The 25,388-nt window shown below is 53.6% G+C and carries 18 protein-coding genes; 11 read left to right on the top strand and 7 right to left on the bottom strand.

The genetic code is table 11. The features are described from left to right. The first annotated feature begins 95 nt into the window (after nt 1-95). The 3 genes from DSM14862_RS17875 (at nt 96) to DSM14862_RS17865 (ending at nt 7,264) form a co-directional block, all read left to right on the top strand. Nucleotides 96-578, top strand: a complete 483-nt coding sequence (locus DSM14862_RS17875; protein ID WP_007121070.1) for a DUF995 domain-containing protein — start codon at nt 96-98, stop codon at nt 576-578. Between the two features lie 885 nt (nt 579-1,463). Continuing rightward, a complete protein-coding gene (locus DSM14862_RS17870) occupies nt 1,464-4,730 on the top strand; it encodes a glycosyltransferase (RefSeq protein ID WP_007121072.1) in 3,267 nt (1,088 codons plus the stop codon). After that, nucleotides 4,727-7,264: a DUF3131 domain-containing protein gene (locus DSM14862_RS17865; protein WP_007121073.1), complete on the top strand. Its 2,538-nt coding sequence runs from the start codon at nt 4,727-4,729 to the stop codon at nt 7,262-7,264. The genes DSM14862_RS17870 and DSM14862_RS17865 overlap by 4 nt, the downstream gene beginning before the upstream one ends. Nucleotides 7,265-7,395: 131 nt before the next feature. Here DSM14862_RS17865 and DSM14862_RS17860 read toward each other — a convergent pair whose 3' ends face one another. The 5 genes from DSM14862_RS17860 to DSM14862_RS17840 form a co-directional block, all read right to left on the bottom strand. Next, nucleotides 7,396-7,536, bottom strand: a complete 141-nt coding sequence (locus DSM14862_RS17860) for a hypothetical protein (protein ID WP_007121074.1) — start codon at nt 7,534-7,536, stop codon at nt 7,396-7,398. A 417-nt stretch (nt 7,537-7,953) separates the two neighbouring features. Further along, entirely contained in the window at nt 7,954-9,294 is a 1,341-nt protein-coding gene (locus DSM14862_RS17855) for an HlyD family type I secretion periplasmic adaptor subunit (RefSeq protein ID WP_007121076.1), read from the bottom strand. Continuing rightward, nucleotides 9,287-11,467, bottom strand: coding sequence for a type I secretion system permease/ATPase (locus DSM14862_RS17850; RefSeq protein WP_007121077.1), 2,181 nt, complete (start codon nt 11,465-11,467; stop codon nt 9,287-9,289). The genes DSM14862_RS17855 and DSM14862_RS17850 overlap by 8 nt, the downstream gene beginning before the upstream one ends. Nucleotides 11,468-11,614: 147 nt before the next feature. Next, nucleotides 11,615-13,723 carry a hypothetical protein gene (locus tag DSM14862_RS17845; protein ID WP_007121078.1) on the bottom strand — a complete coding sequence of 703 codons (2,109 nt, stop codon included), beginning with the start codon at nt 13,721-13,723 and terminating at the stop codon, nt 11,615-11,617. A gap of 145 nt (nt 13,724-13,868) precedes the next feature. Then, nucleotides 13,869-15,578 (bottom strand): hypothetical protein, encoded by a 1,710-nt coding sequence (locus tag DSM14862_RS17840; protein ID WP_243254565.1) that lies wholly within the window; start codon nt 15,576-15,578, stop codon nt 13,869-13,871. Here DSM14862_RS17840 and DSM14862_RS17835 point away from each other — a divergent pair. From DSM14862_RS17835 to DSM14862_RS17800, 8 genes are all read left to right on the top strand, one after another. After that, a complete protein-coding gene (locus DSM14862_RS17835; RefSeq protein WP_131541709.1) occupies nt 15,569-15,904 on the top strand; it encodes a hypothetical protein in 336 nt (111 codons plus the stop codon). The genes DSM14862_RS17840 and DSM14862_RS17835 overlap by 10 nt on opposite strands. 349 nt (nt 15,905-16,253) lie before the next feature. After that, the gene (locus tag DSM14862_RS17830) at nt 16,254-17,018 is read left to right on the top strand and encodes a response regulator transcription factor (RefSeq protein ID WP_243254427.1); all 765 of its coding nucleotides are present in this window, start codon (nt 16,254-16,256) and stop codon (nt 17,016-17,018) included. Continuing rightward, nucleotides 17,015-17,518: a hypothetical protein gene (locus tag DSM14862_RS17825; protein WP_007121081.1), complete on the top strand. Its 504-nt coding sequence runs from the start codon at nt 17,015-17,017 to the stop codon at nt 17,516-17,518. The genes DSM14862_RS17830 and DSM14862_RS17825 overlap by 4 nt, the downstream gene beginning before the upstream one ends. A gap of 205 nt (nt 17,519-17,723) precedes the next feature. Further along, nucleotides 17,724-18,755 carry a UDP-glucuronic acid decarboxylase family protein gene (locus tag DSM14862_RS17820; RefSeq protein ID WP_243254429.1) on the top strand — a complete coding sequence of 344 codons (1,032 nt, stop codon included), beginning with the start codon at nt 17,724-17,726 and terminating at the stop codon, nt 18,753-18,755. After that, nucleotides 18,752-19,756, top strand: coding sequence for a UDP-glucose 4-epimerase GalE (gene galE / locus DSM14862_RS17815; protein WP_007121528.1), 1,005 nt, complete (start codon nt 18,752-18,754; stop codon nt 19,754-19,756). The genes DSM14862_RS17820 and galE overlap by 4 nt, the downstream gene beginning before the upstream one ends. Next, entirely contained in the window at nt 19,740-21,590 is a 1,851-nt protein-coding gene (locus DSM14862_RS17810; protein ID WP_243254430.1) for a glycosyltransferase family 2 protein, read from the top strand. Before galE ends, DSM14862_RS17810 begins: the two co-directional genes overlap by 17 nt. Next, on the top strand, nt 21,587-22,510 hold the full coding sequence (locus DSM14862_RS17805) for a glycoside hydrolase family 26 protein (protein WP_007121577.1): 924 nt from the start codon (nt 21,587-21,589) through the stop codon (nt 22,508-22,510). Before DSM14862_RS17810 ends, DSM14862_RS17805 begins: the two co-directional genes overlap by 4 nt. A 228-nt stretch (nt 22,511-22,738) precedes the next feature. Then, nucleotides 22,739-22,936, top strand: coding sequence for a hypothetical protein (locus DSM14862_RS17800; RefSeq protein ID WP_243254432.1), 198 nt, complete (start codon nt 22,739-22,741; stop codon nt 22,934-22,936). A gap of 48 nt (nt 22,937-22,984) precedes the next feature. Here DSM14862_RS17800 and DSM14862_RS17795 read toward each other — a convergent pair whose 3' ends face one another. Both DSM14862_RS17795 and DSM14862_RS17790 read right to left on the bottom strand, forming a co-directional pair. Further along, nucleotides 22,985-23,923 carry a hypothetical protein gene (locus tag DSM14862_RS17795; protein WP_243254433.1) on the bottom strand — a complete coding sequence of 313 codons (939 nt, stop codon included), beginning with the start codon at nt 23,921-23,923 and terminating at the stop codon, nt 22,985-22,987. Nucleotides 23,924-24,290: 367 nt separating this feature from the next. Next, nucleotides 24,291-24,818 (bottom strand): hypothetical protein, encoded by a 528-nt coding sequence (locus DSM14862_RS17790; RefSeq protein WP_243254434.1) that lies wholly within the window; start codon nt 24,816-24,818, stop codon nt 24,291-24,293. Nucleotides 24,819-25,388: the final 570 nt, after the last annotated feature.

Genomic DNA, 25,388 nt, shown 5'->3' with positions numbered 1-25,388 from the left:
GTTCGGGCAAAAAGCCTGAGGGATAAATATTGACATGAGACCATAAATCCGCTGAGCATAGCATTTACGGTTCCTTCTGTGGAAAGGGTTCTCCCATGTTTGGTCGAAGATCTTGGCTTGCTTGTTGTCTCATCGCGGCTCTTCCGGTCGGCGCGATGGCCGATCCTTTGCCTTACAAGGCACAGACCCCCGCACCCAGCCAAGTCATTGCAGCTTATATTGGCAAAACCGAACAATGGGACGCAGACTGTGACGGCGGCATTTATTTTGGTCCGAACAATCAAGCTCGGGCCTGGTGCGCGCAGAGCAGCGACAGCCTGGGCGCGGGCACATGGACCGTCGATAGCTACGGGCGCATGTGTCACAACCTTACATGGTACTGGCCCAATAACGGTCGCGCCGGCAGCTCTCCGGGAGAAAAAAGCTGCATCCAGCATGTGGTTGACCGTTTTGACCGCGTCTGGCGCAGCTATCCAGGACAGTCAGAATGGTGGCCCGTTAAGGGGGACGCAAGCTTAACCCGCGGCTACATATACCAAGATGAAGTCGCCGGGCTCAAAAAGAAGCTTGGAATATAAGGCCTCGGTGAGCGGTAGTCTTCTACTGTCGTCTTCGCGGGAAAAACTCGGGCACGGCTGGTGCAAGCGGGTTTGAAGTAATCCACATCGAGACCTAAAAAATTCAAGGCAGATCATTGTGGGCCCTGAAAAAGAGCGCCTACCTGAAAGAAATAAAAAAACGGCTACAACCGAAGTTGCAGCCGTTACTGGGCAACCGTGTGCTGTAGGGAACACGATTGATCCTATGTTGTTTCAAGAGGGTATTGTCGTCAAGGATTCTTAAATCTTGTGGCCAAAAATGAGCGGTCATCTGCCATAGGGAGGTGCGAATCGCCTGACTGCTAAACTTTTGGCTGGCCTACTTTTTAGTCTTCAAATGACCAATCCGGCTTTCTTTGCGTCAGCGTTCAATAAAGAGAAACAATAGATCAACCCAAGATTGCAAAATGGGCATAAATTGGGCAATGAGATGACATACTTCTGCCTTCATTTATAATCGACGCAGTATAGGCTTTGCAGCCACATAAAGTATTTGGATTTCGAACGGGTTCGTGCGCGCCGATGATATATAGGTGAGCGCAAGTTAATCAGGATAGCGCCTAACTCGGTTGTGCTTCTTTAACTTTTACACTCTGACCCGCCCGCTCCTGCTTTAGCGCCGGACTTCAGTGCTACGCCGCAAACGCTCCTATACGACAGGTTGTAGATGCGAAGGCGTAAATGCGTAATATTGGGCGGCCAAAGAAAAGCGCTGACAAAACAGCGGGGGGTGAGCGGGGGTACCATGCGCCTCGCACCAGCCGTGGGCTGTCAGATCGCGTCTTTCTGGACCCTAGCCGCCGAAGGAAAACGCGTGTTCTTTTATCTGTCGGGACTGTCGCCCTTGGCGCTATTGTTTGGCTGATGCTTTTTGCCATGACGGTGGGCTCGGATGGCGGCTTGGAAGCGGCACTGCCTGAACCTATCAGCGTGTTAAAAGAGCAAAGCATGCGGTCTAATCCGCGACGTCTCCCCATGCAGGAGGGCAATGAACTGCCAAACCTTGCAGCGATAGAGCTTTATGCGCGGCAAGAAGGTCTGAGATACCAATGTTTGACAGGTGATGCCCCGGCGCAAAGGCAAAAGGTTTATGCGGTTGTCCCTGCCAAGCTCCCTTGGGCGGCAAAATCTCTCCGACAAAGCTGTGATACCCTTCATGTGGTCTTGCCCACCTGGTTTCATATCACGGTGGCCGAGGGGGAGGCACAAGTTGTTGGCGTAAGCTCAGGCACCCGTGATCCGCTGCTGGAGTATGTTGAAAAGAGCCCCAGAGTGGGCATCATGCCTCTGCTTCAGCTGGACGCCACCGCAACAAGGTTTTTGACGGCCCCGAACGGGTCCACGCAAGTGGCAACGGTTCTGTCAGATTTCTTTGACCGCCCCTCTCAAGATGATGCCGTGACGGGGTATTGCCTAGACGCAAGCCCTTTGGTCCCTTTGACTATCGAAACCTTCAGCACCTTAGGTCGACAAGTAGCGACTGCATTAAGCACGCAGGGCCTTACATCTTGCGTGAAGCTTCCAAGCAGCACCCCGAACAGTCTTTTGGTCCTAGCGAACCGGTTCTTTGATACGGTCATCGTCAATGGCTACCAGGAGTATTGGATCGGCTCCGCACCTCAGCCACTGGCAGATAAGAAGTGGTTTGAAGCGCATGTGACGTCCCTCCAAGAGCATGTAGCACCTGAGAAGCTGGTCATTGAGTTGGGGACCCACACCGTCGATTGGGTCTCAGGCCAACCTCGGCCGGAAATCCAGTCCTTTGCGCAAACCATGTCTGCGCTCGCGGAAGAGGGAGGGAATACAGAGTTTACCCCTCAGGCCGGAAACACCCGGGCAAGCTATATAGATGCCAAGGGAATGCAGCACCGGGTTTGGATGCTTGACGCCGCTTCAACGCAAAATCAAATTCTCACGTTGCAAAATAAAGGTATTGCCGCAATCGGTCTCAGTGGGCTCGGGTATGAAGACCCAGGAATTTGGGCGGTTCTCGACCAGACCACGCGCGACACGGCACTCTCCGGCGAAAGCCTCAAAAACATCGTTCTATCAGACTACGTTGAGCTTTTCGGGGAAGGCCCCTTTGTCGCGCCGATTTCCATGCCACGTGTAGGCAAACGTACCGTGCTGATTGACCCCACCACCCATGAAGTCACTTCTGTAAGTTATAGCGAGTTGCCGCGGGCAGGGGCCGTGCGGCTTTACGGCGCTGGCGCGCTTAATAAGGTGGTTCTGACCTTTGATGATGGCCCCCATCCTCAGCACACCCCTGCCGCTTTGGATATTTTGCGCGAAACCCAAACGCCCGGCGCATTTTTTGTTTTGGGCAACAGCGCGATCGCCGCCCCGGATTTAATAAAACGCATTCTTGCGGAAGGCCATGAGCTGGGCTCGCATACCTATTCACACCCAAATATGGGAGAGGTCTCCGCCTCCCGGGCCCGGGTTGAAGTCAACTCTACGCAGTTGTTAATCAACGGCATAACTGGCAAAAACATGCGGCTCTATCGCGAACCCTATATGCGCAGCGGCGGCCCTATCACATCCAAGGAAGTCGCATCTCTTCTTCCCCTTGAGGATGCGGGATACATCATTGCCGGGATGGACGTCGTGCCGCGCGACTGGATCACTCAAACCGCCGATGAGCTGGCAGATGAGATCATCAGGCAGGTAGAGCTCAATGCCGGGGGCGTCGTGCTGCTCCATGATGGGGGCGGGGATCAGAGCCAGACCGTTGCGGCTCTCCCGCGGGTGATCTCTGAATTGCGGCTCAAAGGCTACACCTTTACCACCCTTGCTGACCTTCTAGGGGTTTCACCAGACATGCTGATGCCAGATGGAGATCGCGTGACATCCACCTTCGGCAGCATGTCCTTTCTGGCCGTGGGCAACAGCTGGTCTCTTCTCCAGATTGCTTTCTGGACCGTGTTCGCAATCGGCATTTGCCGCTCAATCAGTCTTCTTTTCTGGGCGGCAAGGCGCCGGCGCCATGCACCGCCCCTTTCAAAGCACGAGCCCTCGGTCACAATCGTGATCCCTGCCTACAATGAGGCGCGCGTGATTGAAAAATGCATCCGCAAAGCCCTCTACTCTGAGTATGGAGATTTTGATATCATCGTGGTGGACGACGGATCGACCGATGACACCTACGAGAAAGCGATCAGCTTTGCGTATCACCCGCTGGTGACCGTCCTCAGACAGCCCAACCGCGGCAAGGCTGCGGCGCTCAATGCCGCACTTGATGAAGCACAAAGTGAAATCTTGATCTGCATTGATGCAGATTCCCAAATTGCTCCTGACGCCGTGAGCCTGCTGGCCGCGCACTTCAAAGACCCCAAAGTAGGGGCCGTGGCCGGTCGGGTGGTTGTGGGCAATCGAGACAACCTTCTCACCCGCCTCCAAGCGCTTGAATATATCACGGCCCAAGCTGTTGAGCGCCGGGCCAAAGAATATCTTAATGCCATCACCGTTGTACCCGGAGCGATTGGGGCGTGGCGCACGACAGCTCTAATGGAAGCGGGCATTTTCTCCACTGAAACGCTTACAGAAGACGCCGACATGACGATGGCGATGATACGGTCAGACTATCAGGTAATCTATGAAGATCGCGCGGTTGCAACAACCGAAACGCCAAGGTCTCTCAGTGCATTGATGACGCAGCGGCTGCGCTGGTCGCTCGGTATGATGCAAGCTGGCTGGAAACATCTCGGTGCGACGGTTGAGCGTCGCAACTTAGGTCTCGTAGCCTTACCGGATTTGGTGGTTTTTGGGTATTTGATGCCGCTTATCGCGCCCTTGGCAGACCTGTTTCTGGTGCTCCTGGTGATAGAGTTTTTTACAAACATTGGCGCGACGGATCAGGATTTCGCAAGCGTCATAACCAATCCTTTAATCATCGCCTATCTGGCCCTGCCGGCATTGGAAATCGCGAGTGCCGTCATCGCCTTTCGATTGGACCCTACAGAGGATCGGCGCTTGTTGCTTTTGCTTCCGGTGCAGCGGATCTTCTACCGTCAGGTCTTGTATGTTTCAGTCATCCGGGCGCTCTGGCGGGCAGTAACGGGATCTTTGACCAATTGGGGGCGGATGACGCGCGTGGGCTTTCACTTTGATCAAGCAAAGCTGACATGATCGAGCGCCGAACTTTTTTAAGGTGGGGCACCGCAGCACCGCTTTTGCTTGCGCATCCGTCCCTAGGTCGTGGCGCGGCCGCCACCCCTCAAAACACCCTCGTCATAATCGACAATGTGGATACCACCACCGATCCTGAGCGCATCGCGATTGTTCTGGATGCCTTTGCCCGCAAAGGGTTGCCTGTGAGTTGTCTGGTTGACCTAGCCCCCCTCAACGCAGGGCCCTTGGAGCCAGGCAGTGCGCTTTCGCAAGCTCTAAGAACACGGCTGCAAAGAACACCCGGTTTGCTTCAGATCGTGCCCATGGTGAAAAACCTTGCGGGCATGACCCCCTATTTCCAAGCGCGTGCGGTTCACGACACGCGCCGCGCTTTGCACGCCGCTGTGTGGGGCACCACGGAACACCCCCCCTATGCAGACGAAAGCCAAACCATCGCCTGCGATATGATGCCCACAACTGTGGCTCCCTCGGGCGTTCGGGCTTCTGGCATTCGTAATGTCTTGATGCGCCCTCAGGTGAGCCGTGAAGTCAGGCCTGAGGCTTGGGATGACGGTGTTGTCAGACTGGTCGGTGGTCAGCGCGTACAACTGCAGCCTGCGCGGAAAGCCTATAGTTTCCCCCAGCCCCGGGCGGTGGAACGCGTCCTCTACCTTTCTGCGCAAGACTTCTTGACCATCCCCCTAGCAGGGCTTGGGTCCGCAGCCTCTGCATTTGCTGCCCACGTTTTGGCCCAGACGGGCGACCACTGGGTCAGCCCCATCCTTGCTTCCGATCTCCAGTTTCGGGACGCCTATGCCTATAAAAGACATGTAGCGCTGCATTTTGTCGTGGGGCGGAATGCGACAGCAGAAGACCAAGCCGCCTTAGCTAATTTCCAGCGCGAACTGGAGGCTGAAGGACTGCCCTCAAGCTCTGGGCCCGACGCAGCCTCAGACGCCGCTTTGGGGTACTGGATTTCTTTGAAGGAGGGAAAACCTTCCTCTGGATCCTTGGATGCTGTCGCGCTCTTCGACAAAGGGCAGCATTTGTCCTCTCAGGCTCCCGCCGATGACGGCTATGGAATCGCAGCTGAACTTACCGAGAAAACCAAGGCAGGGCTAAACTCAAAGAACATCTTGGGCCTGCCGACAGTGCGCCTTCAAGATGTCGGATCAGCAAAGGAAACCTTGGAAAGGTCCCTTGGAACGACGGACTGTGTCCTCGCTGTTTCCACGGAGCTTTTGCAGAATCAATCCTACAGGCGTGTTTTCAAAAACGCTCTATACGCGATCGAGAATGACGGCATTTCCCGGATCGTATCACTGCCAGACTATGTAAAGCGCCTCGTTCCCACGGGTCCCTACATCACGCATTTTCGCAGAGCGCAGACCTATCAGGCGCAACTATCAAAAACGCCCGTTGATCCAAGTGCCGAAAACCGCACCCAATTGCTGGCGGATGCCAAGGTTGCCTGGTCGTATTTCGACCGATGGACCAATCCGAAAACAGGCCTTTGCCCCGCCACCGTGAACTTTGCTGCTGGCCACCAAAGGTTGCATGAAACCGTGACAATGTGGGATGTGGGCAGCCATATCTTTGCACTCATAGCGGCGGTAGACCTTGAACTCATCTCGCCCCAGAAGTTCCAAAGGGCGATCGGGCGTATTTTGCCCAACATTGCTGGCCGACGCTCCCAAGGGCGGCTGTTGCCCCAAGGATGGATTGCAACTGACAAGTTCAAATGGGGCAACCGAAACTTTGATGGCTGTGATGCCGGACGGCTGCTGGCGGCTTTGTACAACCTCGATCTGCACCCTTTGGTAAAAGATCGCGCGGCGCCCACCGTGGCAAGTTGGGACCTGAAAGACATCGTTCAGAATGGAGTCGTCTACTCCGTAGAGGACGGCATACTCGAAACGACCTTTAGGTCACATTGCGCACATTATGCCGCCTGGGCCTTTCGGACCTGGGGGATTGAAGTGAAATCACCCTACGAAGTGTTCCAAGGCAAAAGCAGCCCTGATGGTCAGATGGCCTTGCTGGAAGTCTGCGGGCGCATTGGGCCTCTTGGGGCGGAACCTCTGCTGATGGAAGCGCTAGAGTTCGGCATGTCTCCTGAATCAGCGTATCTCGCTGATGTCTTGTTGGCCGCTCAAATCGAAGAGCATGAGGAAACCGGAAGGCTCATCTGCGTCTCAGAAGGGCCTATCAACAACGCACCCTGGTTCTTGTACCAAGGGTTGCAATTTGATGCGCAGGGGCGCGCTTGGGCCACTGACACAGTGGCAGGCTTAGACGCTCATCGCACGAAGGCCTTCCGTGATGAGCATCTCTCGATCAGCTCAAAAGCGGCCTACTTGTGGTCCGCGTATAAGGACCATCCGTTTTGCGACAGGCTGCTCACCGTCGTAAGAGACAAGGCCAAGACCTCTAATGGCTTTGCATCCAGCATCAACCAAAGGACCGGAGAGCCAAGCAAAACCTATAGCGATATCAATACAAACGCAGTCATCCTTCAATCTATCGCGCATATGCTGAAAGAGGATGACTGACCCGCATATGTCGCAAAGCGCAGTCCGCTTGTGCAAAGCTCTCCACCAGTTTGAGCGACGCATTCCGTGCAGTGGAAGACTTGAGCACACGGTTTCGCTGTGTTGTTTAGCAGATTTCTACATGGTAGCGCTCAATGTTTTTGCTCAGATGCCGCCACTTTTCCGTCTGCATTGCGTATGTAATACTCACGCGCTTCATCTATAAACCCGTATAGCTCAACATATTTTATCAGTGCTTTCTCAAGCAGCTTTATCCGTTCAGGATCGCTCATAGTCCTTTGCCTTTCTGTTCGCGTCCGTTCTTTTATCGTTACTAGGAATGGCATGTTTGGATAGAGCGCGCATAGCTGCGAATGCAAAGAAGCCCTTCTTTTGGAAGGACCACCTCACCGGTCTGCTTCCGCCGGCGCGCGCGCTGGCTTCGAAGCTTTGCTCCCGGTCACTGAGGCGGCCCGTCTTGAGGATCTCAACACGCCGGTGAGGCAACAGCGGCCCGTACTGCAGAGGTTTGTGACCGTGGCCCACCACCTTCACATCGCGATTACCTTCAACCAGACGATGTCCGCTCTGTAGTGCAGATCGGGGGACAGCGGCGTTTCATCCGGTCAGACAGCGCCGGTCCCAGCAACACCCAAGACACCGAGACACTCTCCGTGACTGGTTTTGCGCGCGCTTTGCGCGTTGCACGGTCACTGTTCGCGAAAGGCGCGGATCATACTGTCAGTAACAGGCTTCATGAGATACTGGATAAAGGTACGATCTTGCGTGGTGATCATGATCTCGGCCGGCATGCCTGGCGTCGGGGTAAAACCCCGAACACGGTCGAGCTCTCTGGGCGGCACCGACACACGCGCGACATAGATTTCTTGGGGAACGTCATTTGCCCGATCCAAGATAGCGTCGGCCGAGACATAGTAGACCTGACCTTCCAAGATCGGTGTGGTGCGTTGGTTTAGCGCTGTTAGACGCACTGTTGCCTCTTGGCCTTTGCGTACGACATCAATCTCAGCCCGCGGGATCTGAACTTCGATGATCAGCGGCTCGCCGGTCGGGAGGATCTCTAATATTGCCTTCCCGCTTTCAATAACGCCCCCAGCCGTATGATAGTGCATGCGCACCACGGTGCCCGACACGGGTGCCACTATTTCAGCCCGGTGCAGAATACCTTGAGCCTTGCGCGTTTGCTCTCGAATACTTTCCAGCTCTGATTGCACCACCTGAAGCTCATCGAGAGCCGCCGCTTGCCGCTCATCAATGGTCTGTTCTATTTGAGATTCATAGCGCATGGAAAGCGCTTGAGTTTCCTTGATTTCAGATTCGAGCCGCCCGATTTGGCCTGTGGCTTCCGCCATAGCACGTCGCAATGTGTTGTACTCCGTGCGCCGGATGAGGCCTTTATTCAAAAGGATCTCTTTAGCTTCAGAATCCTCGATCAGGATCTCAAGCTGTATCTTCGTCGCATTGAGCTGTTGCTCGTAGCCCTGCGCGCGTTCTTTCAGGCCATTTATGCTCTGTTGAAGCAGATTGACGTCATTTTGCAGCTGACGTGTGGCCGCATCAAATACAATTTCCTGTCCGTCAAGCATCGAGGCGATGTTGAAATCGCTCCGGAGTTTCTCGAGATGCAGAGGGTAGGCTAGCACGTCCTTTTGACTGTATTCAGCAAGAATGCGCGCTTCCATCGCCTCAAGCCGCACCTGGCGCAAAAACAGCTCTCTTTCCGTAGCCAAGGCAGACGTTTCATCCAAAAGCAGAAGGGGTTGGCCTGCTTCGACATCTTGACCTTCCTCAACGAGGATCTCCTTAATGATGCCCCCCTCCAAGTGCTGCACGATCTTGTTGCTTCCGGTAGCAACAAAGCTGCCTTGGGAAATAACAGCGGCCGCCAAAGGCGCCTTGAAGGCCCAGAGCCCAAATCCTCCGAAGGCAAAGACAAGCAGGCTAATCCCAAAGATTACCTGTCGCGTAATGGAGCGTGGTACCTCATCATACCATGCGGGTGGCTCTGAATAGACTACCAATTCACCCATTGTTCGGTCCTCCCTGATGGGGTGCTGGGGGATTGCCGTTGTTGCTCCGCTGGGACAGTTGCTGGAGCACCTGCTGGCGCTCGCCGAAAAGTGCAATATTGCCGTCAGCCAAAAGCATGATCTTGTCGACCACACTCAGCAAAGACGGCTTTTGCGTAATGACCACCACCGTAATACCTGCCTCGCCGGCGCGATGAATGGCATTGGCCAGTGCGCGGTCACCAGCAGTGTCGAGGTTGGAGTTGGGCTCATCCAGCACCAGAAAGCGTGGGTTCCCGTAGAAGGCACGCGCAAGAGCAATGCGTTGCTTTTGGCCTCCAGAGAGCGGAGAACCATCTGCTGCGACCATCGTCTCATAGCCGTGGGGAAGGGAAGCGATCATGTCATGCACATCTGCCAAGACGGCGGCGCGGTGGATGTCCTCGTCGCGCGCATCAGACCGCATCCGCGCAATGTTGTTTTTGATGGTGCCGGGAAACAGCTGCACGTCTTGGGGAAGGTATCCGAGGTTCTCGCCGAGCTGGCGGGTATCCCAGTTGCGCAGATCCATAAGGTCGAGCCGCACATTCCCAGATGTCGGCAAGATTGATCCAACCAACATCTTGCCCAAAGTAGTCTTGCCTGCCCCGGAGTTACCGATCACCGCCAGCGAGTCCCCAGGCTGCAAAGAAAAGGTAAGGCCATTAAGGACGACTTGCTTTGTGCCTGTAGGCACATAGAGCAGGCGCTCCACATTCAACCGGCCTTCCGGCTGCGGCAGGCGTAACTTTTCAAACTTCTGAACGGCCGTCATCATCAGGTTCTCCACCCGCTGATATGCAGAGCGTGATTGGGAAAAACCGTTCCACCCTTCAATGGAGCCTTCGATCGGTGAGAGCGCGCGCCCCGCGATGATGGAGGCCGCAATGACCATGCCCCCGGTAATTTCACCTTGAATGGCAAGGAAAGCGCCCCAACCCAGCATTGCGATCTGAGTAAGCAAGCGAGCCCCGCGGGACACTGCAGCCCACATGATATTGCGGTCCTGAGCGATAACCTGAGACCGAAGAGAGGTAGCCGTATCACGTCCCCAGAGCGTGACAGCCTCAGGAACCATGGCAAGGGCGTTAATAATCTGGCTGTTGCGGGACATGGAATCGAGATGCATGTTGGCGCGCGCTTGAGCCATATTGGCTTCAGCAAAAGGTTTGGATGTCGCCTTTTGGTTGATCAACGCGATCACCATCAAGACCATGGCCGTTGCCACCACGATCATACCTAGATGTGGGTGCACAAGAAAAATTGCGGCGATGAACAAAGGGGCAAAAGGAACGTCGAGAAACGAGATCAGCGTGCCGGAAACAAGAAAGCTGCGCAGCAATTGGAGATCCCCAAGGGTCTGATACTGCCGCCCATTATCATGCAGCGACGAATGGGCCGCGGCACTCAATACCGGCCCACCGAGACGTACCGCAACCTCTACGGCTGTGCGCATTAAAATGAAGCGACGTACCGCATCAAAAATAGACTGCAAAATCACGGCACCGGCGATGACCACCGTGAGCATGATTAAAGTATCAATAGAGCGGCTGGTCAGCACGCGGTCAGATATCTGAAACAGATAAATGGGGATCGACAGGACCAAGACGTTGGTCGCGCAAGTCAAGATCATCACGAAGCCCATATTGCGCCGGACGATCTGTTTGCCTTTGCTTAGTTGTGCGGCAAATTGATCGGGTGCGCCACGCTTGTGAAAAGTGGGCTTGCCCCCATTTCCGCCGCCGCCACCACCACCCCCGGTCCCACGGGGCGGCTTATTGCCATCACCGGACTTTAAGATCGGGCCGGTATCCCCTTCGATTTGGATGCCACCAAGTGTGGTTTTGCTTGGCTCTGCATGTTTGGCTTTTGCTTCGGTTGGCTGTTCGGGGGCAGCCTTTGCCTCCGTACTCTGCGTCTCTTGCTGAGACGCCCTGGGATGACTTTGGCTATGGTTTTGCGCGGAGCTTTGGCCGGCGGCGTCTTTTACGGGCGGGGCGTTTCCAGAACTCTGCAAAGCGTCGGGGAGGGCCTCCACCTGTGGTGCAGGCGAAGGAACTTCTGTTTTTGTCTGCGCGCCCGTCTGTTCCGGCGTGTCTTGCGCGCCTGCATGCGTCCTTTTGGCAGGCTCCGGCAGGGGACCCGCACATCGCATCCAAGGTGTCAAAAGAAATGCATTTCTGAACTCTTGCCCTGCAGGAAGTGCAGCCGAATAGCGCGAACGACTATTTGTTTTTAAAGTTTTGGAAGAGAAGGGGAGGACTGGAAAAGGATTGCGGTAATTCATATGCGCTCTGCTCTATCAGGCCAGCATTGTTTGCATCAGATCGGAGGATGCCATGCTTTCCGGTGAGGTTGGGACGATGCCGGGATCGTCCGATGAATGAGAGGGGTTGGTGATCATACCATCGGCGAGAAATAGGACCGCTTCATTTGCCAACGCCGGCATGTAGACCCCAGTGGGGTTAGAAGTCGTATCAATAAATTCTGCCTGATAGAGCAAGGCGTCGCTGTAAACATCACCCTGCACGCGCACTTCGGAATCAGCACCATAGACGTTTATCGCGGCAGAGTTGATTTCGGCATTCGACCCTGTGTGGAGTTTTGCCAGCATGCCAGTCTTCGCCGTAAAGGCATCAAGGGCCAGATGAACCTGATCACTGTCGCCCATAATATTGGTCTGCTCGACCCAGTTGATGGTTTTGAAATCACCAGCAATATAAAGCACGGTCAGCAGGTCATCGCCGGCAAATACACCGTCGTGGGCGACATCACGGTCAATGGTCTGCGCACCATTTGCAAAAGCCTTGCCCGCGGCCGCGAAGTTTTCGGTCATCGCCCCGTAAGTATTGATGCCCACCGTGGAGATAGAGGCGCCATTAAACAGCAAGTTACCACTTACTGAGATCCCGAACGGGGTGGCGCCTGCAGCGGTGATGCTGTCATAATCCAACATCACGTTCATCTGACTGATCTGGTTGACCGTAATCAGATTGCCGCCGATCATGATGAGATCATAGCCGTATCCGATCTCCGCAAGACTGGCCAAGTTGACGATGAGGTTCTCGCCCAGACTGATGTAGGTATTGGCGCCAGAAATCTGCACGTCCGCGCGATCATTGTCTGTCATGAAGCTGTATTGCTGCACCCAGTTTACAGTCAGCACATCGCCTTCAATTCGCGTAATCGCCCAGTTCTTGGGCAATTCAGTGTAGATGTCATCGTTGTTTTCACCTGCATTTTCGGACGCACCTTCGGAGGTCTCGGCGCCAGCAAACTGGGAGGTGTAGGACATCATCGCGATGTTGAATGTGGCTGAAAGACTGTCCTGTATCACACCGTTAAAAGTGGCATGTTCCGCGAGCACATTGACCTGGCTGATCAAGTTCAACTCTACAACATCTCCCATGACAGATATAACGGGAGCATCGAGCCAAGAGACATTCATGACCACTTCATTGAGCATCATATTGCCGCCGGTCACCACTTGGTGGCCGTCGTCGAGGCCAAAGAATTCAGCTTCACCGGAGGGTGCATTTAAACCCTCAAACGGGTCTTTATCTTGAATCCGCTCGCCATCATCTGGCGCTTGCGTATTCACTTCTGGGGGCAGATCGAGATCGCTTGTGCGAACATTCGATGAGGTACCGCTATCTTCATCCTCGGCATCATCATCGGCCTGTAAAAGCTCAGGCATAACGTCTTCCAGCAAAGGCAGGGCGTCGACGGGCTCCCCCCCGACGAACATGCCGTAGGCCTCCGATCCATGCAGCACCACCACTTTTTCCCCAAGGCGAGACGTGTCGTCCGTCTGCGCCATAAGACCATGCAATGTTATAAAGGACGCAGCGTCGCTGCCATTGAAATCCAAGGTCGCTTCTACTGTTAAAACACCCAAGAACTGTGCAGCTTCCTGAAGACCAGCCAAAGCGGCAATGTATACCGACGGATCTTTGAACTCGGCATAGACACTGTTCATCCGAAGAAGATCATTATCTTCCATCCAAGCGCTTTGCACGCTCACCGTGACCACGCTTCCTGGGGGCTCAAGGACCAGTAAAGGGCGTGCTGCGGGGAAGAAGGAAGAGTACCCCTGTTCGATATAGAGCTCAGGAAAGGCGTTCATCTGCCCGGCAACATACGGATCTTGCAGATTGATCGGGTCCGCATTTGCCTGCCAGATCTTGAACGGGGTTTCATAAGAAGGTGGAGTGTATTTTAACTCAGGATCAAAGTCCTTGAGCGTGTAGCGCAAATCAAAATGGATAGGTGAAGCCTCAAGGTCATCCAGTTCAGAGTGAAGCTGTTGATACTTAAAGTCTTCATAAGCGTCGCGCAATCTTTCCGCTTCGACAGTGGTATGGAAGATACCAATCAGATGAGAAATAATTTCGGTGAATTTGTCTAACATCCTGCCAGTTCCATTTCTGCCATGTAAACAGTTGCGACACTGGGTTCCTTGCTAGCGTGGCAAGATGACGGAATGCGCAGCCACCATCTTGAGATTAAAAAACCGGGGCCCAGCGAACGCTGAGCCCCGGAACCGTTATTTAAACCTATGCCCCATCGCCATCGTCGCCGATGTAGCTGGAGCTGAAGCCGCCGCCGACAACGGTCATATCGACAGTGTTGCCAAGCACGTTGGCACCCTGAACGATCGACATGTTGAAGGCTGTGGTGTCGATCTGCGAGGCAGCCGAGGCGAAGGATTCACCGCTGACGAAACCGTCGTCACCGTTACCTGAACCCCATTGGCCTGCGTTGCCACCAGCACCACCAGCACCGCTGTACGCGTTACCGCCAGCACCACCGGTGCCGCCACCGGCTTGAACGCCACCGACGATTGCTTGACCACCGAAGGCATCACCAGTGTCGCCACCCCAGGAGTGGCCACCGTAGCCATCACCGCCGTCACCGGCTCCCGCAATGTTCATGCCGCCATTGCCTTGAGCATTGTTCAATGCCGCAGACCATGCGCCTGCGTCACCACCGTCACCACCGTTGGCATTCCCACCGGCACCGTTACCGGTACCTTCACCGTTGGCGAGGCCTATTGAACCGGCGTCGCCGCCGTCCCCGCTATGACCAACGCCTAGACCAATGCCGCCTCCGAATGCATCCGCATCCGAATCTCCAGTGCTACCGCCACCGGCAATGGGAATACCAAAGAGGCTTCCGGCGGAGCCGCCATCAGCATCGCTGGAATCTGCACCAGCGCCTCCTAGGCCGACGCCAACGCCAATGCCGCCTGCATCACCGGAGTCACCTCCGTCAGCATCGGAGCCAGCACCAGCCAATCCAAGACCGAGGCCCGCGCCAATCGAGGTTGCAGCATCGCCGTCGCCGCCGTCAGCGTCAGCGTCTGAATCTGCACCACCCAGTCCCAGTCCGAGACCAACAGCTGCAGCATCACCACCATCGGCACCCGCACCACCGGCTGCGGAAGACGCACCGCCGGCTCCGCCTTGACCACCACCGGCAGTCGCCGCGCCTCCGATACCGAGACCACCCAGGGCTCCAGCGCCGTTTGCTGCGCCACCTTGACCACTATTGCCACCAGCAGCCCCTGCATCAATACCGTCGGCAGAAGTTGCTGTGCCGCCGGCTGAGTCATTGTCTTGGTTGATCGTACCGCTGTTGCTAACGTTGCTCAAAGTGTCGTTGTCATTGAGGTTGTTAGACTGGGCATTGACCGTACCCGCGTCATTCCCCGCACCATTCAGGGCGTCATTGAGAATATCATCTAGGTCAAGATCATTGCCTGGATTGTAGTCAATATCTCCCTTGGCCATGATGAAATCATTCGCCGACGCATCTTTCAGGTCGATGTCAGCAAAGTCGTCATCGTTGGGCATATACCCTTCCATGTTCATGCCAACCTCGACCCCAACAGTTGTATTGCTGTTGTTGGTCATACCAGTGTTATTGGTTGTCGCGCTATTGTTACTGGTCGAGCTATTGTTATTGGTATTGCTGGTGTTGCTCGTGTCGCTGTCGTTCGTCATCTTGTTGTCGGAATGATTACCATTGTGGTTTCCGTTCAGACCGAGATTGGCGTTTAGGTTGCCATTCCCATTCCCATTGCCATTCCAGTTCTCAGATGTCTGATCCTGCGTTGAAGTTTGATCTTGTTCCTGATCGGAATGCTGGCCTTGACCTTGTGCTTGTAGCTCAAGTTGCGCCTGACCTTGACCCTGGAATTGATCCTGGTCCTGTTCTTGATCACCATTTCCGAAGTGAAAAATCGGTGTGCGAGATGATGGCATTGTATTTCTCCTATGGGGCACATGCCGGATCGCTGCTCATTTCAAAAGCGACCATAAGGCTGTGCGTTTCTGTTGGATTGAAGTTTGAAGCGCGCAAAACACCCAAACAGGGGTTGTTAGAGCGCAGTTTTCTTTTGAGTTTTATTGATAATAGCGCCTCCCTTATTTGCTTTGATTACAAAATGACGGGAACGAGAGAAGCTCCAGAAGAGGAACTCCAGACCTTCAGAACCGCCAACGCACTCCGGCTGCAGAGCACGCCATCACGACAAGGTGACAAGCCTGAATATCTCGAAAATTGGCAGAAAAACCTATCTGACCATTAGGGCTAGGTAGCGCCAAAGACACTTAACTTATTGAAATGTATAGAAAATTAAAAACTCGAAAGTCAAAATAGGAAGACCTGCGTTATTTTTTGATCTATAGGTCTACACCTTTCGATCTAAGAAAGTAAAAAAATACCACCTAAAGTTGAAAGAGCGAGCTCTTGATAATATTATGGCAAAAAATGGGCCGTTTGTGTTATTATCTAGTCATAAAGGCGTAGAATCTCTACCCGTTAAAAACATCTTTTGTTAACAAAACAAATAAAAATTGCTGACTTATCACAGCACGAAATATACGCGATGAGGCAGACAGGCATAGAACGTTGTAGCCAAAGTTAGGGACAATGCTATGCACAAATATGAACATTTTAGCTCTGATAAAGTCTCCTGTTTTTTTGTAGGAAACTCTCATGACTTCTCGGACACATTGCTTAAATTGGCTCAAACGAGCTTTGAAAATATAGCCTTTTGTCGTTTGCCTTCTGTCGAATCCCTTCTCGATTTAACAGTCTGTCGCCCCGATAGAGTTCGAAGCATCATTTTAAATCAGTCTATGGCTGTTGGCTTAAAAACTGCGCTTCCGGTCTTGCTTGAGCAATTTTCCAATGCCACCGTAGCTTTATCTTACCGACAGCCGAAGCTGGTCCGAGATATCCTGAACGATATGAGGGCAACCCAACCCCCACTCAACTTAGCTTTCCTGCCAATGAACCGAGACGTAGATCGTTGGCTGACCCTCCTGCAGCTTTTGATCTGCGGGGAAAACTACATTCCCTCAGAGCTTTACACCTCTGCAGACACCCAAATACCAGAAACGATAGAGATTTGCGCTAAGCCAAAATCTTTGCTCGACCCCGCTGTGCAAGCTTCCTTAAGCTTGCATGATCCCGCCCTTAAAGTTGCCAAAGACGAGCTAACAAACCGAGAGATGCAGGTACTGACCTGTGTCGCTGAAGGTAAGCAGAACAAGGTTATTGCCAATAGCCTGGGCCTCTCTGAGCATACTGTAAAGCTGCACATCCACCACGTAATATCTAAGCTTGGCGTTAATAACCGTACAGAAGCAGCCGTTTGGTTTTTGGAAAAATCCAGAACAGAGATGAGGTCAGTATGAATGAGAATGCTGGCCGGCATCTGCAGTTTGATGATTTTCTCCTGCTCGTAGGCAAGCTCAACTATACCTGGACCAACACCGAAAGCCTGTTAATCCATTTCATTGCTGGCTTATCAGAAGTGGACAAAGAGACGGCAACTGTCATCTTCTTGACCTTAAACACCACGCGCGCACGGATCGACCTTGTTGAACGTCTGGCAAAGCTCGACAGGGTCCCATCAGATCAAAGAACCGCGATTCTCGACATCACAGGCCGCATTTTGGGACAAGCCAAGCTACGCAACCGCTACAATCACTGCATCTATGCTTTTGATGCGGATGGCGACAATCCCCGCACCATTCTGATGCGGATCGCCGACCGCAAGGACACGCTGAAGATGGGGCAATCGCACCCCCTCAACGATGCTGCGGCCGAAGATATTGAAGCAGCCATCAAAGCGTTGGCCCTTATCAACCATGCGATCTGGAAAATTATTCAGCAGTTCGACTTCCCGCGCTGACCGGCTCAAAGCTTAAGCTTGGTCAGGCTAACCCTATTGTTAGCTTCACAGGTAAGATTTTGATTTTAAACTAGTATCACAGACACATAGTCGGCGCTGAATTGTCGCGAGCTACACATTCGTCCCAGCACAGTTGGGACGCAGCCTCGATCGACATCCTTCGTTTCGCAGCCCGAGCTAATAGTCTGATACTGGAGGAAATCCTATGAATTTGCACATACCCAAATTGCACTCAGATCGGGCCAGCACATCTAGAAATACCGATGCTCGCCGCCGCATTTTGGTTGCAGGCGGCGCTGGCTTTCTCGGGAGCCATTTGTGCCATACGCTTTTGCATGACGAACATATCGTCATTTGCATGGATAACTTTGAAACTGGCAGGATGTCCAATATTGGGATCTTGCTCAGTGATCCCAATTTCATCTTGATGCGGCATGACATCATCAATCCCCTACCAGACATTGGCCCTGTCGATGAAATCTACAATCTTGCCTGCGCAGCCTCACCACAAAAGTACCAAATCGATCCCATTCATACACTCAAGAGCAACATGTGGGGCGCCCTAAACCTTCTGGAACTTGCGGTTTCTTGTGATGCGAAAATTTTGCAATCGTCCACCTCAGAGGTCTACGGCGATCCCGAAACTTCCCCTCAATCGGAAGACTACAGGGGCTGTGTGAATACGATGGGCCCTCGGGCCTGTTACGATGAAGGCAAGCGCGCCGCCGAAACCCTGTTTTACGACTACTATAAGACAAAGGGGGCTCGGATACGGGTCGCACGGATCTTTAACACTTATGGCCCTGCGATGTGCCCGGCCGATGGGCGGGTCATCTCAAACTTCATGGTGCAAGCCCTGTCCGGCGCGCCCCTTACGATCTACGGAGATGGCCGCCAAACCCGGTCATTTTGCTATGCTACCGACATGATCGCAGGTCTTATGGCTTTGATGGCGGCACCAGACAGCGCGGTTGGCCCCTACAACCTCGGCAACCCAGAAGAATTCACCATAGGTGCCCTTGCCCATAGCATCCTTGAGATCCTCGGCCTTCCTCCCATCATACACTATTTGGACCTGCCACAAGACGATCCCAGACAACGTTGCCCCAACATTACAAAAGCCAACAGGGACCTGAACTGGATGCCGTGCATTTCTTTGGCTGAAGGGCTGCGCCACACAATGCCCTATTTTGAGACTGAGCTGCGACAGATGAAACCTGCGCTGATCGCGGAATGAGCGCCTCGACTGGCATATGCGTGACAGGCGGCGCAGGCTATATCGGCAGCCACGCTTGCTATGCTCTTGGCGTTGAGGGGCGCCCCCCATTGGTTGTCGACAACTTGGTAACCGGTCATCGCGCCGCCGTTCGATGGGGGCCGCTTGCCCATATAGATCTGCGCGATACGACACAGCTCACACACGCGCTATGGCAGCATAAAACCAGAACTGTTCTGCATTTTGCCGCTTCAGCCTATGTGGGGGACTCGATGCAGGACCCGATCAGCTACTACGACAACAACGTCTGCGGGATGATTTCTCTGCTTCAGGCCTGCTTAGCTGCCGGCGTGCGCCACTTCATCCTATCCAGCAGCTGTGCCACCTATGGCATCCCACAAACCATTCCTATTACGGAAACAACCTCGCAACGTCCGATCAGCCCCTATGGACAGAGCAAGTTGATCTGCGAAAACATACTGCGCGATGCCGCAGGGCAGGCGGGCATGGACTTTGCAATACTGCGGTATTTTAACGCTGCCGGAGCGGACCCAAGCGGCGCTCTGTGCGAGGAACACTCCCCCGAAACCCATCTTATACCGCGGGCCCTCGCTGCCACGTGCCCGCAGGGGGAACCGCTGGCTCTGTTCGGGACAGATTACGACACAGCCGACGGCACCTGTGTGCGCGATTACATCCATGTGAGCGATCTGGTGCGTGGGCATCTTATGGCATTGGCACATTTGGAAAAATTCGGCGGCAGCTTGGTGTTGAACCTTGGCAGTGGAAGAGGCGTGTCGAACATGCAGATTATTCAGGTGGTCGAGGAGGTGACAGGCGCCGAAGTAAAGGTGCGTAAAGCGCCTCGGCGCCAGGGGGATCCGCCCAGTTTGATCGCCGACATCAACCAAGCCCGGGAAATTCTAGGCTTTGAGCCAAACCACTCCGACATCCATACCATCATAGCGGATGCGGCGCGCAGTTTTGGCCTATTGAAGGTACAAAATGCAAAATCTGCCTGATCACAAGCCGAAGCTTTTCCGCCAGCCTCTCCTGAAAGGGAAGGTGAAAAGGCGCTATGTTCTGTTGGCCAGCCTATGGCTGCTCACCGTCGCCTTCTTTTGGCACTGGTGGTTGCAGTCAGAGCACGCCACCGCTTGGTACCTCTATGTCCCGGTCACGCTTTGTGTCGCTTGGGTCTTTTTTGTCCAAGCCTATTTTCTTAACCTTTTCTTGCGGTCACATCATACGACCGGCACACTTGCTGAGCTGGGTCCATGCCGGGTCGCCATGGTGGTTACGAAAGCGCCGGCAGAACCCTTTGAAGTCGTTAAGGCAACGCTTAAGGCCATGCTGGCCCAAACAGTGGCCCATGATACTTGGCTGGCTGACGAAGACCCTGACCGTGAGACCCTAGACTGGTGCCACGCGCATGATGTTCATGTCTCCACGCGCAAAGGGGTCGCAGCATATCACAACAAAAGCTGGCCCCGCCGGACGCGGTGTAAAGAAGGTAACCTCGCCTATTTTTACGACCACTACGGCTATGAGCACTATGACATCGTGTCCCAGCTTGACGCTGACCATGTGCCCGAGCCCGACTATTTGCACGAGATGCTTCGCCCCTTCGCAGATCCGGATGTCGGCTATGTCACAGCACCAAGCATCTGTTCGCGCAACGCGCCCAACAGTTGGGCCGCAAGGAGCCGGCTGCATACAGAAGCCGTCTTTCACGGCGTCGTACAGGCGGGATATGCAAACGGCTGGGCGCCCATGTGTATTGGCTCCCATTATGCCGTACGAACGAAGGCGCTGCATGCCGTCGGAGGGCTCGGACCTGAGCTGGCCGAAGACCATTCAACCTCCATGATCCTCAACGCGGGAGGGTGGAAAGGTATGCATGCAATCGATGCTATTGCTGAGGGAGAAGGCCCCCCCACGGTGGCAGATCTGATCGTGCAGGAGTTTCAGTGGTCGCGAAGCCTAATGACCATTCTGCTCCAGCATACGCCGCGCTATCTTGCCGGTCTGTCACCAGGCCGTAAGTTGCAGTTTGTTTTCTGCCAATTATGGTATCCACTGCTGGCCGGCTTCATGGCCCTGATGTTCATATTGCCCATCGCCGCACTCATTTTCGACGTGCGCTATGCTAACCTTACCTTCCCCGCATTTCTGCTTCATGTTTGGCCCTCCATCGCTGTCATGATCATCCTTGTCTTATGTATGCGGACAGATGGGTTCTTCCGACCCCATGATGCCAAGGTGCTGGGATGGGAAAAAATGCTCTTTGCACTGGTGCAGTGGCCATGGGTGATCTTGGGAAGCCTCATGGCAGTGCGAGATACGCTCACAGGAAACTTTGTCGACTTTCGCGTGACGCCAAAAGGCCAACGGGACGTGCAGATGCTGGGATGGAAGGTCCTATCCCCCTACCTAGTCTTGGCGCTTTTTTCCCTCTTCCCAGTGCTATGGGTGGAACGGGCAGAGCAAGCTGCTGGTTTTTACATCTTCGCTCTCGTTAACGCTACACTCTACATTACGGTCTTCGTAGTTATTGTTGTCAAACATCTGAGCGAAAACCAATTGGGCGCTGCAGTATGGAAACCACGAACCGTCGCGCAATTTGCTTGTGTGGGATTATCGGCAGCCTGCATTGTTATCGCAGCAGGAGAGCGGGGCCATGCAGGCCTAGTCGCGCTTACCGAAACACGCAGCACAGTCCGCATCTTCATACCTACCTATGTTGTGACAGGCGCAGGGCAGGGCGGTGAAAGCTCCCCTTATGTCATGGTCTATAACCCCCACTGGTGGTCGCAGTGGCTCAATGCAGCCCCCCTGAAAGGAGGCACAAAATGAAACCCCTTCATATGTTCACCCCCAAGCGGACATTTGCGCCTGGAGCCGTATCGCTTCTTTGCGCTCTTGCCTTGGGAACTACATTGTCCGCACAATCCGTCCCTCCGGGGGACCTCCCGTTTGGCGTCTATGACCCAAATGGCGACTTTTCGGATTTGAAGGGGGTGTCGATTGAACATCTGTTCCTTCCTTGGGAAGATGTGCTGCTGCCCAGTTTGTTCGAGGCAGAAACCTACGCAAAAGAACGCAACCGGACTCTGTTGGTCACAATTGAGCCTTGGACATGGTCGCGCGACGACCGCAACAGCCCGACAGTTCTGCGCGAAGGCATCCAAAATGGTACCTACGATGCCACCATGCAGAACGTCTGCTCTGCCTTAGGTCAGCTTGATATCCCGATGACAATCCGTTGGGCACAGGAAATGGAAGACCCCAGTGGTCAGTTCATTTGGTCTAATTGGCGCCCGGAAGACTATATTTCCGCGTTCCGCCGGATGAACGCCATTTGCCGCAACAATGCGCCAACCGCACGCTACATGTGGTCCCCGCTCGGATATGAAAACCTCGCAGACTATTATCCCGGTGACGATGTCGTGGATGTCGTAGGGCTCTCCGTGTTCAGCTTCGAGCCCTGGGAAGAGGCAATACTCGACCAAGCACAGACCTTTGAGGGAATCTTCGGTCCTCGGTATGAGCGTGCTGTGACCTTTAACAAACCTATCGTGGTCGCAGAGCTTGGATTTTCGGGTGATGCTGAGCATGTCGCCCAGTGGAACGCCGATATCCGAACGATGAGTGCCTCTTATCCCGAACTCGAAGCGGTGGTCTATTTTGCGCAAAAGGAAGTTTATCCATGGCCAGACGGCTTTGGATATCCGAACTGGCGGCAAACCGCCCATGTTCTGCCTGATGCTCGCTAAGTGATTCAGGAAACACCCTTCTTATAGAGACTTGGTGGCATTTTCCGTGAAAGCCTAAGCCACCTGAAAGCTCATCTGGCACCCGTAAAATGGCCCACCTCAAGTATTTGAGGGATGGACTAGACGCACGGGTGCCTTGACCGTAAACGCCGTATTCGCATAGTTGCTCCACTGTCATCGAGGCAAGCCAACATCAGAAAGGCTTGCCCGAGTTTGAGGAGAGCAGTTGTGAACAAGAACCTGGCACGCCGGTCCCGGCGCGGTATTTTTGCATTTTCAGCGATGTTAACGGTCATCTTCGGCTTTGGTTTTGCCGAGCAGACAATGGCGCAGACAACCAAAACTGCGTCCGCTGGATCCGGTACGGGTGGCTATATTTGCACCCCTGCAGGTTTCGGTCAAAAATCGAAATGCTATCGCCGCTAGACGCTCCTGGATCAGGATACGCGGCTGATTAAACAAGGGCGCTGACCCTCATTTCTGAGGAGCGCTTAAGCTTTTTAGACTCTCCGCGTTTCTTCGCCGCAGTTGGCGGATTTTCCAATTGGCAAAGCCCTTGGGCAAGCCTGCGATGGCCTGTTCTACCAACCGGTAATGCCCCTTGGCGCTCGCACGCTCCATGAGACGGAACACATAAACGGGTGTGCTCATCCTCACACGCATCAGCTCATGGAACCGTTTATGGGTCATCGTTGCAGTCAATGTTTCTTTGGCTACAGGTCCCAAAATGCCTAACCGCCTTAGGGTCGGAGGGACCTTATGTGTCAGACCTGGCCAAGTCAGCTGAGAGACCTGCGGCCCAGTGAGGCGCTGCGCATGCATGAGATCCTCAGGTATGGTGGGATCATAAATCAAATAGGCTTTGCCTGCAGCTTTTATCCCCTGTGCTGCATCGCGCCACTCAGTTGAGTTCCAATCATAATTACGGCGCGCAAAACGATAGCGCTTTTCAAATGGCGCATCCTCAGCAGAAAGCGATGACTGGGGAGCGAATGCGACGACAGTACATCCTGGAGCGAGAGGAGCAAATAAGCAGGCTGCATATCCCCCCATGGAAGCTCCGTACATGGAAACTGCAGGGTAGCTTTCAAATAAACCCTGCGCACGTAACTCTGAGAGGTAGTTGGTGAGTTCTGTTGAACGGAACCAATCATTTTTCTTGGTCATCACCCCAAGCGACCCCCATCCATTCTTCTGGGCGATGTCCTGCCCCCAAGGCTTTCGAGGATGCTTTGATTTTAAGGAGGCCAGATTGTCAAAACTAACAAGAAGCCGCCGCTTTCCTGGGGTATAGGAGATAACGTGATGCTCAGTCTCGTGATAAAAACCACCTCCTTCGTTGACCTCTCGCTCGATCCTTTCAAAGTTCAAATTGTTTGGAATTACCGATTTGTCAGGGCGGGACTTCGACATGGTTCGCAAAAATTCCTTGTATCTAGTATGGGTCTCAGCCCCTCTAGGCCACACTCTGCGCGCGCCTCGCTGGTCTGTGCTCCAGCCTAAAAGCTGTTTTTTTGATAGGCTCTTTTAGACATTCGCGAATGTTCGCGCGCTGCTTTACTTATTTGACCTGACGCACCGGCCAGAAGGCTTTCGGTCATGCGTGAATGTATGAGGGCACCTAAAAACCATAGACACAAACCAAGTGGGAAGTTTCATCGAGTCTTGATCACCAGAAACTACAAGACGCGGGCCTGAGAAGGAAGCCCGCGCCATCTTTATTACTCGATTACTCGACGTGTGATCGGAGAGCAAACGAAAGAGTAATCAATGACCGAGTTTACGGATCAATTTTATTTCCAGAGGTATTTACGTTGGCCAAATTCTCAACCACGACATCTGCGAAAGTCGTTACCATTGCGGTATAAAAATCAGTTTCTGTAGGCAGCATGTTGATAAACCCTTCCGGAGGAATTGTATCTCCGGCGTAGGCCGATATTTTCACAGGAAAGCTCAATCCTGCATTTTCCCCCGACGGGCTAGTGATATCAACAACACCCTCTAGCTCATTGAATTCTCTGCTTTCGGGTAGCATAGTAGAACCATTCAGAGAAATCTTGCGAATGTCGATCCTAATTTCTGGATCAGCGCTATCGCTACTTAAAGGCACACGCTGAGCCAATTCTTCGCGCAGATCTTCCTCAATGTCGGGATAAAAATCCAACGCGTTGCTATCGGAGGCTGCATCAACAGATGCTTCAACATCGATCTTAGAAATACGAAGATCCTCTGAGGCATATGCCACCGCACTCAGTGCGAGAGTGCTAACGCTAGCTGCAAAGACAATCTTCTTAAGCTGGACAAACATGTTGTACTCCTCAGTCAGTATACTGCAGCAAGCCATTCTTGCGGCAATAGGTACTACTCTGAGAACCCCCTGACCCGTATGTAGTTCCCCTCAAGTGGCCCAAGACCTTCGTCCGTAGTCTGTTTATCTTGCCGAAGCTGTAGTTAACGAGAAGAGTTTTAGGTCAAATTCACCCAAAAGACGCCTTATCCCCGTCACCTATTTTTCTACCTCTAAGAAACCTATCGGACGTCGGTCTCTAGGCGCTGTCGGTGGGTAACCCAAAATGCTATCGGCTTGGCCGCGTTGTCGTGGCGGTGCCGCCCTTCGAACGGAAGGCAGCGAGCCAATCAATCCCAACCGGTCCGGCAATGGTATACTCGCCCGAGAGTCGCAAGCCGCCCTCCAGCAATTCTCGCGCCAACATCCTGTCAGGATTTTCCGGGAAACTGGCTATTGCAGCCTGATGAGCTGAGAGCATCAGTGGTTAATCTCCCAGACTATTGAGAAAACCGCAATTGAGGTAGTTTGAAAGGTCGAACTATCGAACCAGAGCGCAGTCATACTTTAGGAGCGGTCAAATTTCTAGAC

The sequence above is a fragment of the Sulfitobacter indolifex genome, from assembly GCF_022788655.1.
GTDB classification, from domain to species: Bacteria; Pseudomonadota; Alphaproteobacteria; order Rhodobacterales; family Rhodobacteraceae; genus Sulfitobacter; species Sulfitobacter indolifex.
This window is presented reverse-complemented; position numbering and strand designations above follow the sequence as displayed.

Coding starts and splice junctions, on each gene's coding strand:
- DSM14862_RS17875 (WP_007121070.1), top strand. CDS start 96: ATGTTTGGTCGAAGATCTTGGCTTGCTTGTTGTCTCATCGCGGCTCTT.
- DSM14862_RS17870 (WP_007121072.1), top strand. CDS start 1,464: ATGCTTTTTGCCATGACGGTGGGCTCGGATGGCGGCTTGGAAGCGGCA.
- DSM14862_RS17865 (WP_007121073.1), top strand. CDS start 4,727: ATGATCGAGCGCCGAACTTTTTTAAGGTGGGGCACCGCAGCACCGCTT.
- DSM14862_RS17860 (WP_007121074.1), bottom strand. CDS start 7,536: ATGAGCGATCCTGAACGGATAAAGCTGCTTGAGAAAGCACTGATAAAA.
- DSM14862_RS17855 (WP_007121076.1), bottom strand. CDS start 9,294: ATGGGTGAATTGGTAGTCTATTCAGAGCCACCCGCATGGTATGATGAG.
- DSM14862_RS17850 (WP_007121077.1), bottom strand. CDS start 11,467: ATGCGATGTGCGGGTCCCCTGCCGGAGCCTGCCAAAAGGACGCATGCA.
- DSM14862_RS17845 (WP_007121078.1), bottom strand. CDS start 13,723: ATGTTAGACAAATTCACCGAAATTATTTCTCATCTGATTGGTATCTTC.
- DSM14862_RS17835 (WP_131541709.1), top strand. CDS start 15,569: ATGATGGCATTGTATTTCTCCTATGGGGCACATGCCGGATCGCTGCTC.
- DSM14862_RS17840 (WP_243254565.1), bottom strand. CDS start 15,578: ATGCCATCATCTCGCACACCGATTTTTCACTTCGGAAATGGTGATCAA.
- DSM14862_RS17830 (WP_243254427.1), top strand. CDS start 16,254: ATGCACAAATATGAACATTTTAGCTCTGATAAAGTCTCCTGTTTTTTT.
- DSM14862_RS17825 (WP_007121081.1), top strand. CDS start 17,015: ATGAATGAGAATGCTGGCCGGCATCTGCAGTTTGATGATTTTCTCCTG.
- DSM14862_RS17820 (WP_243254429.1), top strand. CDS start 17,724: ATGAATTTGCACATACCCAAATTGCACTCAGATCGGGCCAGCACATCT.
- galE (WP_007121528.1), top strand. CDS start 18,752: ATGAGCGCCTCGACTGGCATATGCGTGACAGGCGGCGCAGGCTATATC.
- DSM14862_RS17810 (WP_243254430.1), top strand. CDS start 19,740: ATGCAAAATCTGCCTGATCACAAGCCGAAGCTTTTCCGCCAGCCTCTC.
- DSM14862_RS17805 (WP_007121577.1), top strand. CDS start 21,587: ATGAAACCCCTTCATATGTTCACCCCCAAGCGGACATTTGCGCCTGGA.
- DSM14862_RS17795 (WP_243254433.1), bottom strand. CDS start 23,923: ATGTCGAAGTCCCGCCCTGACAAATCGGTAATTCCAAACAATTTGAAC.
- DSM14862_RS17790 (WP_243254434.1), bottom strand. CDS start 24,818: ATGTTTGTCCAGCTTAAGAAGATTGTCTTTGCAGCTAGCGTTAGCACT.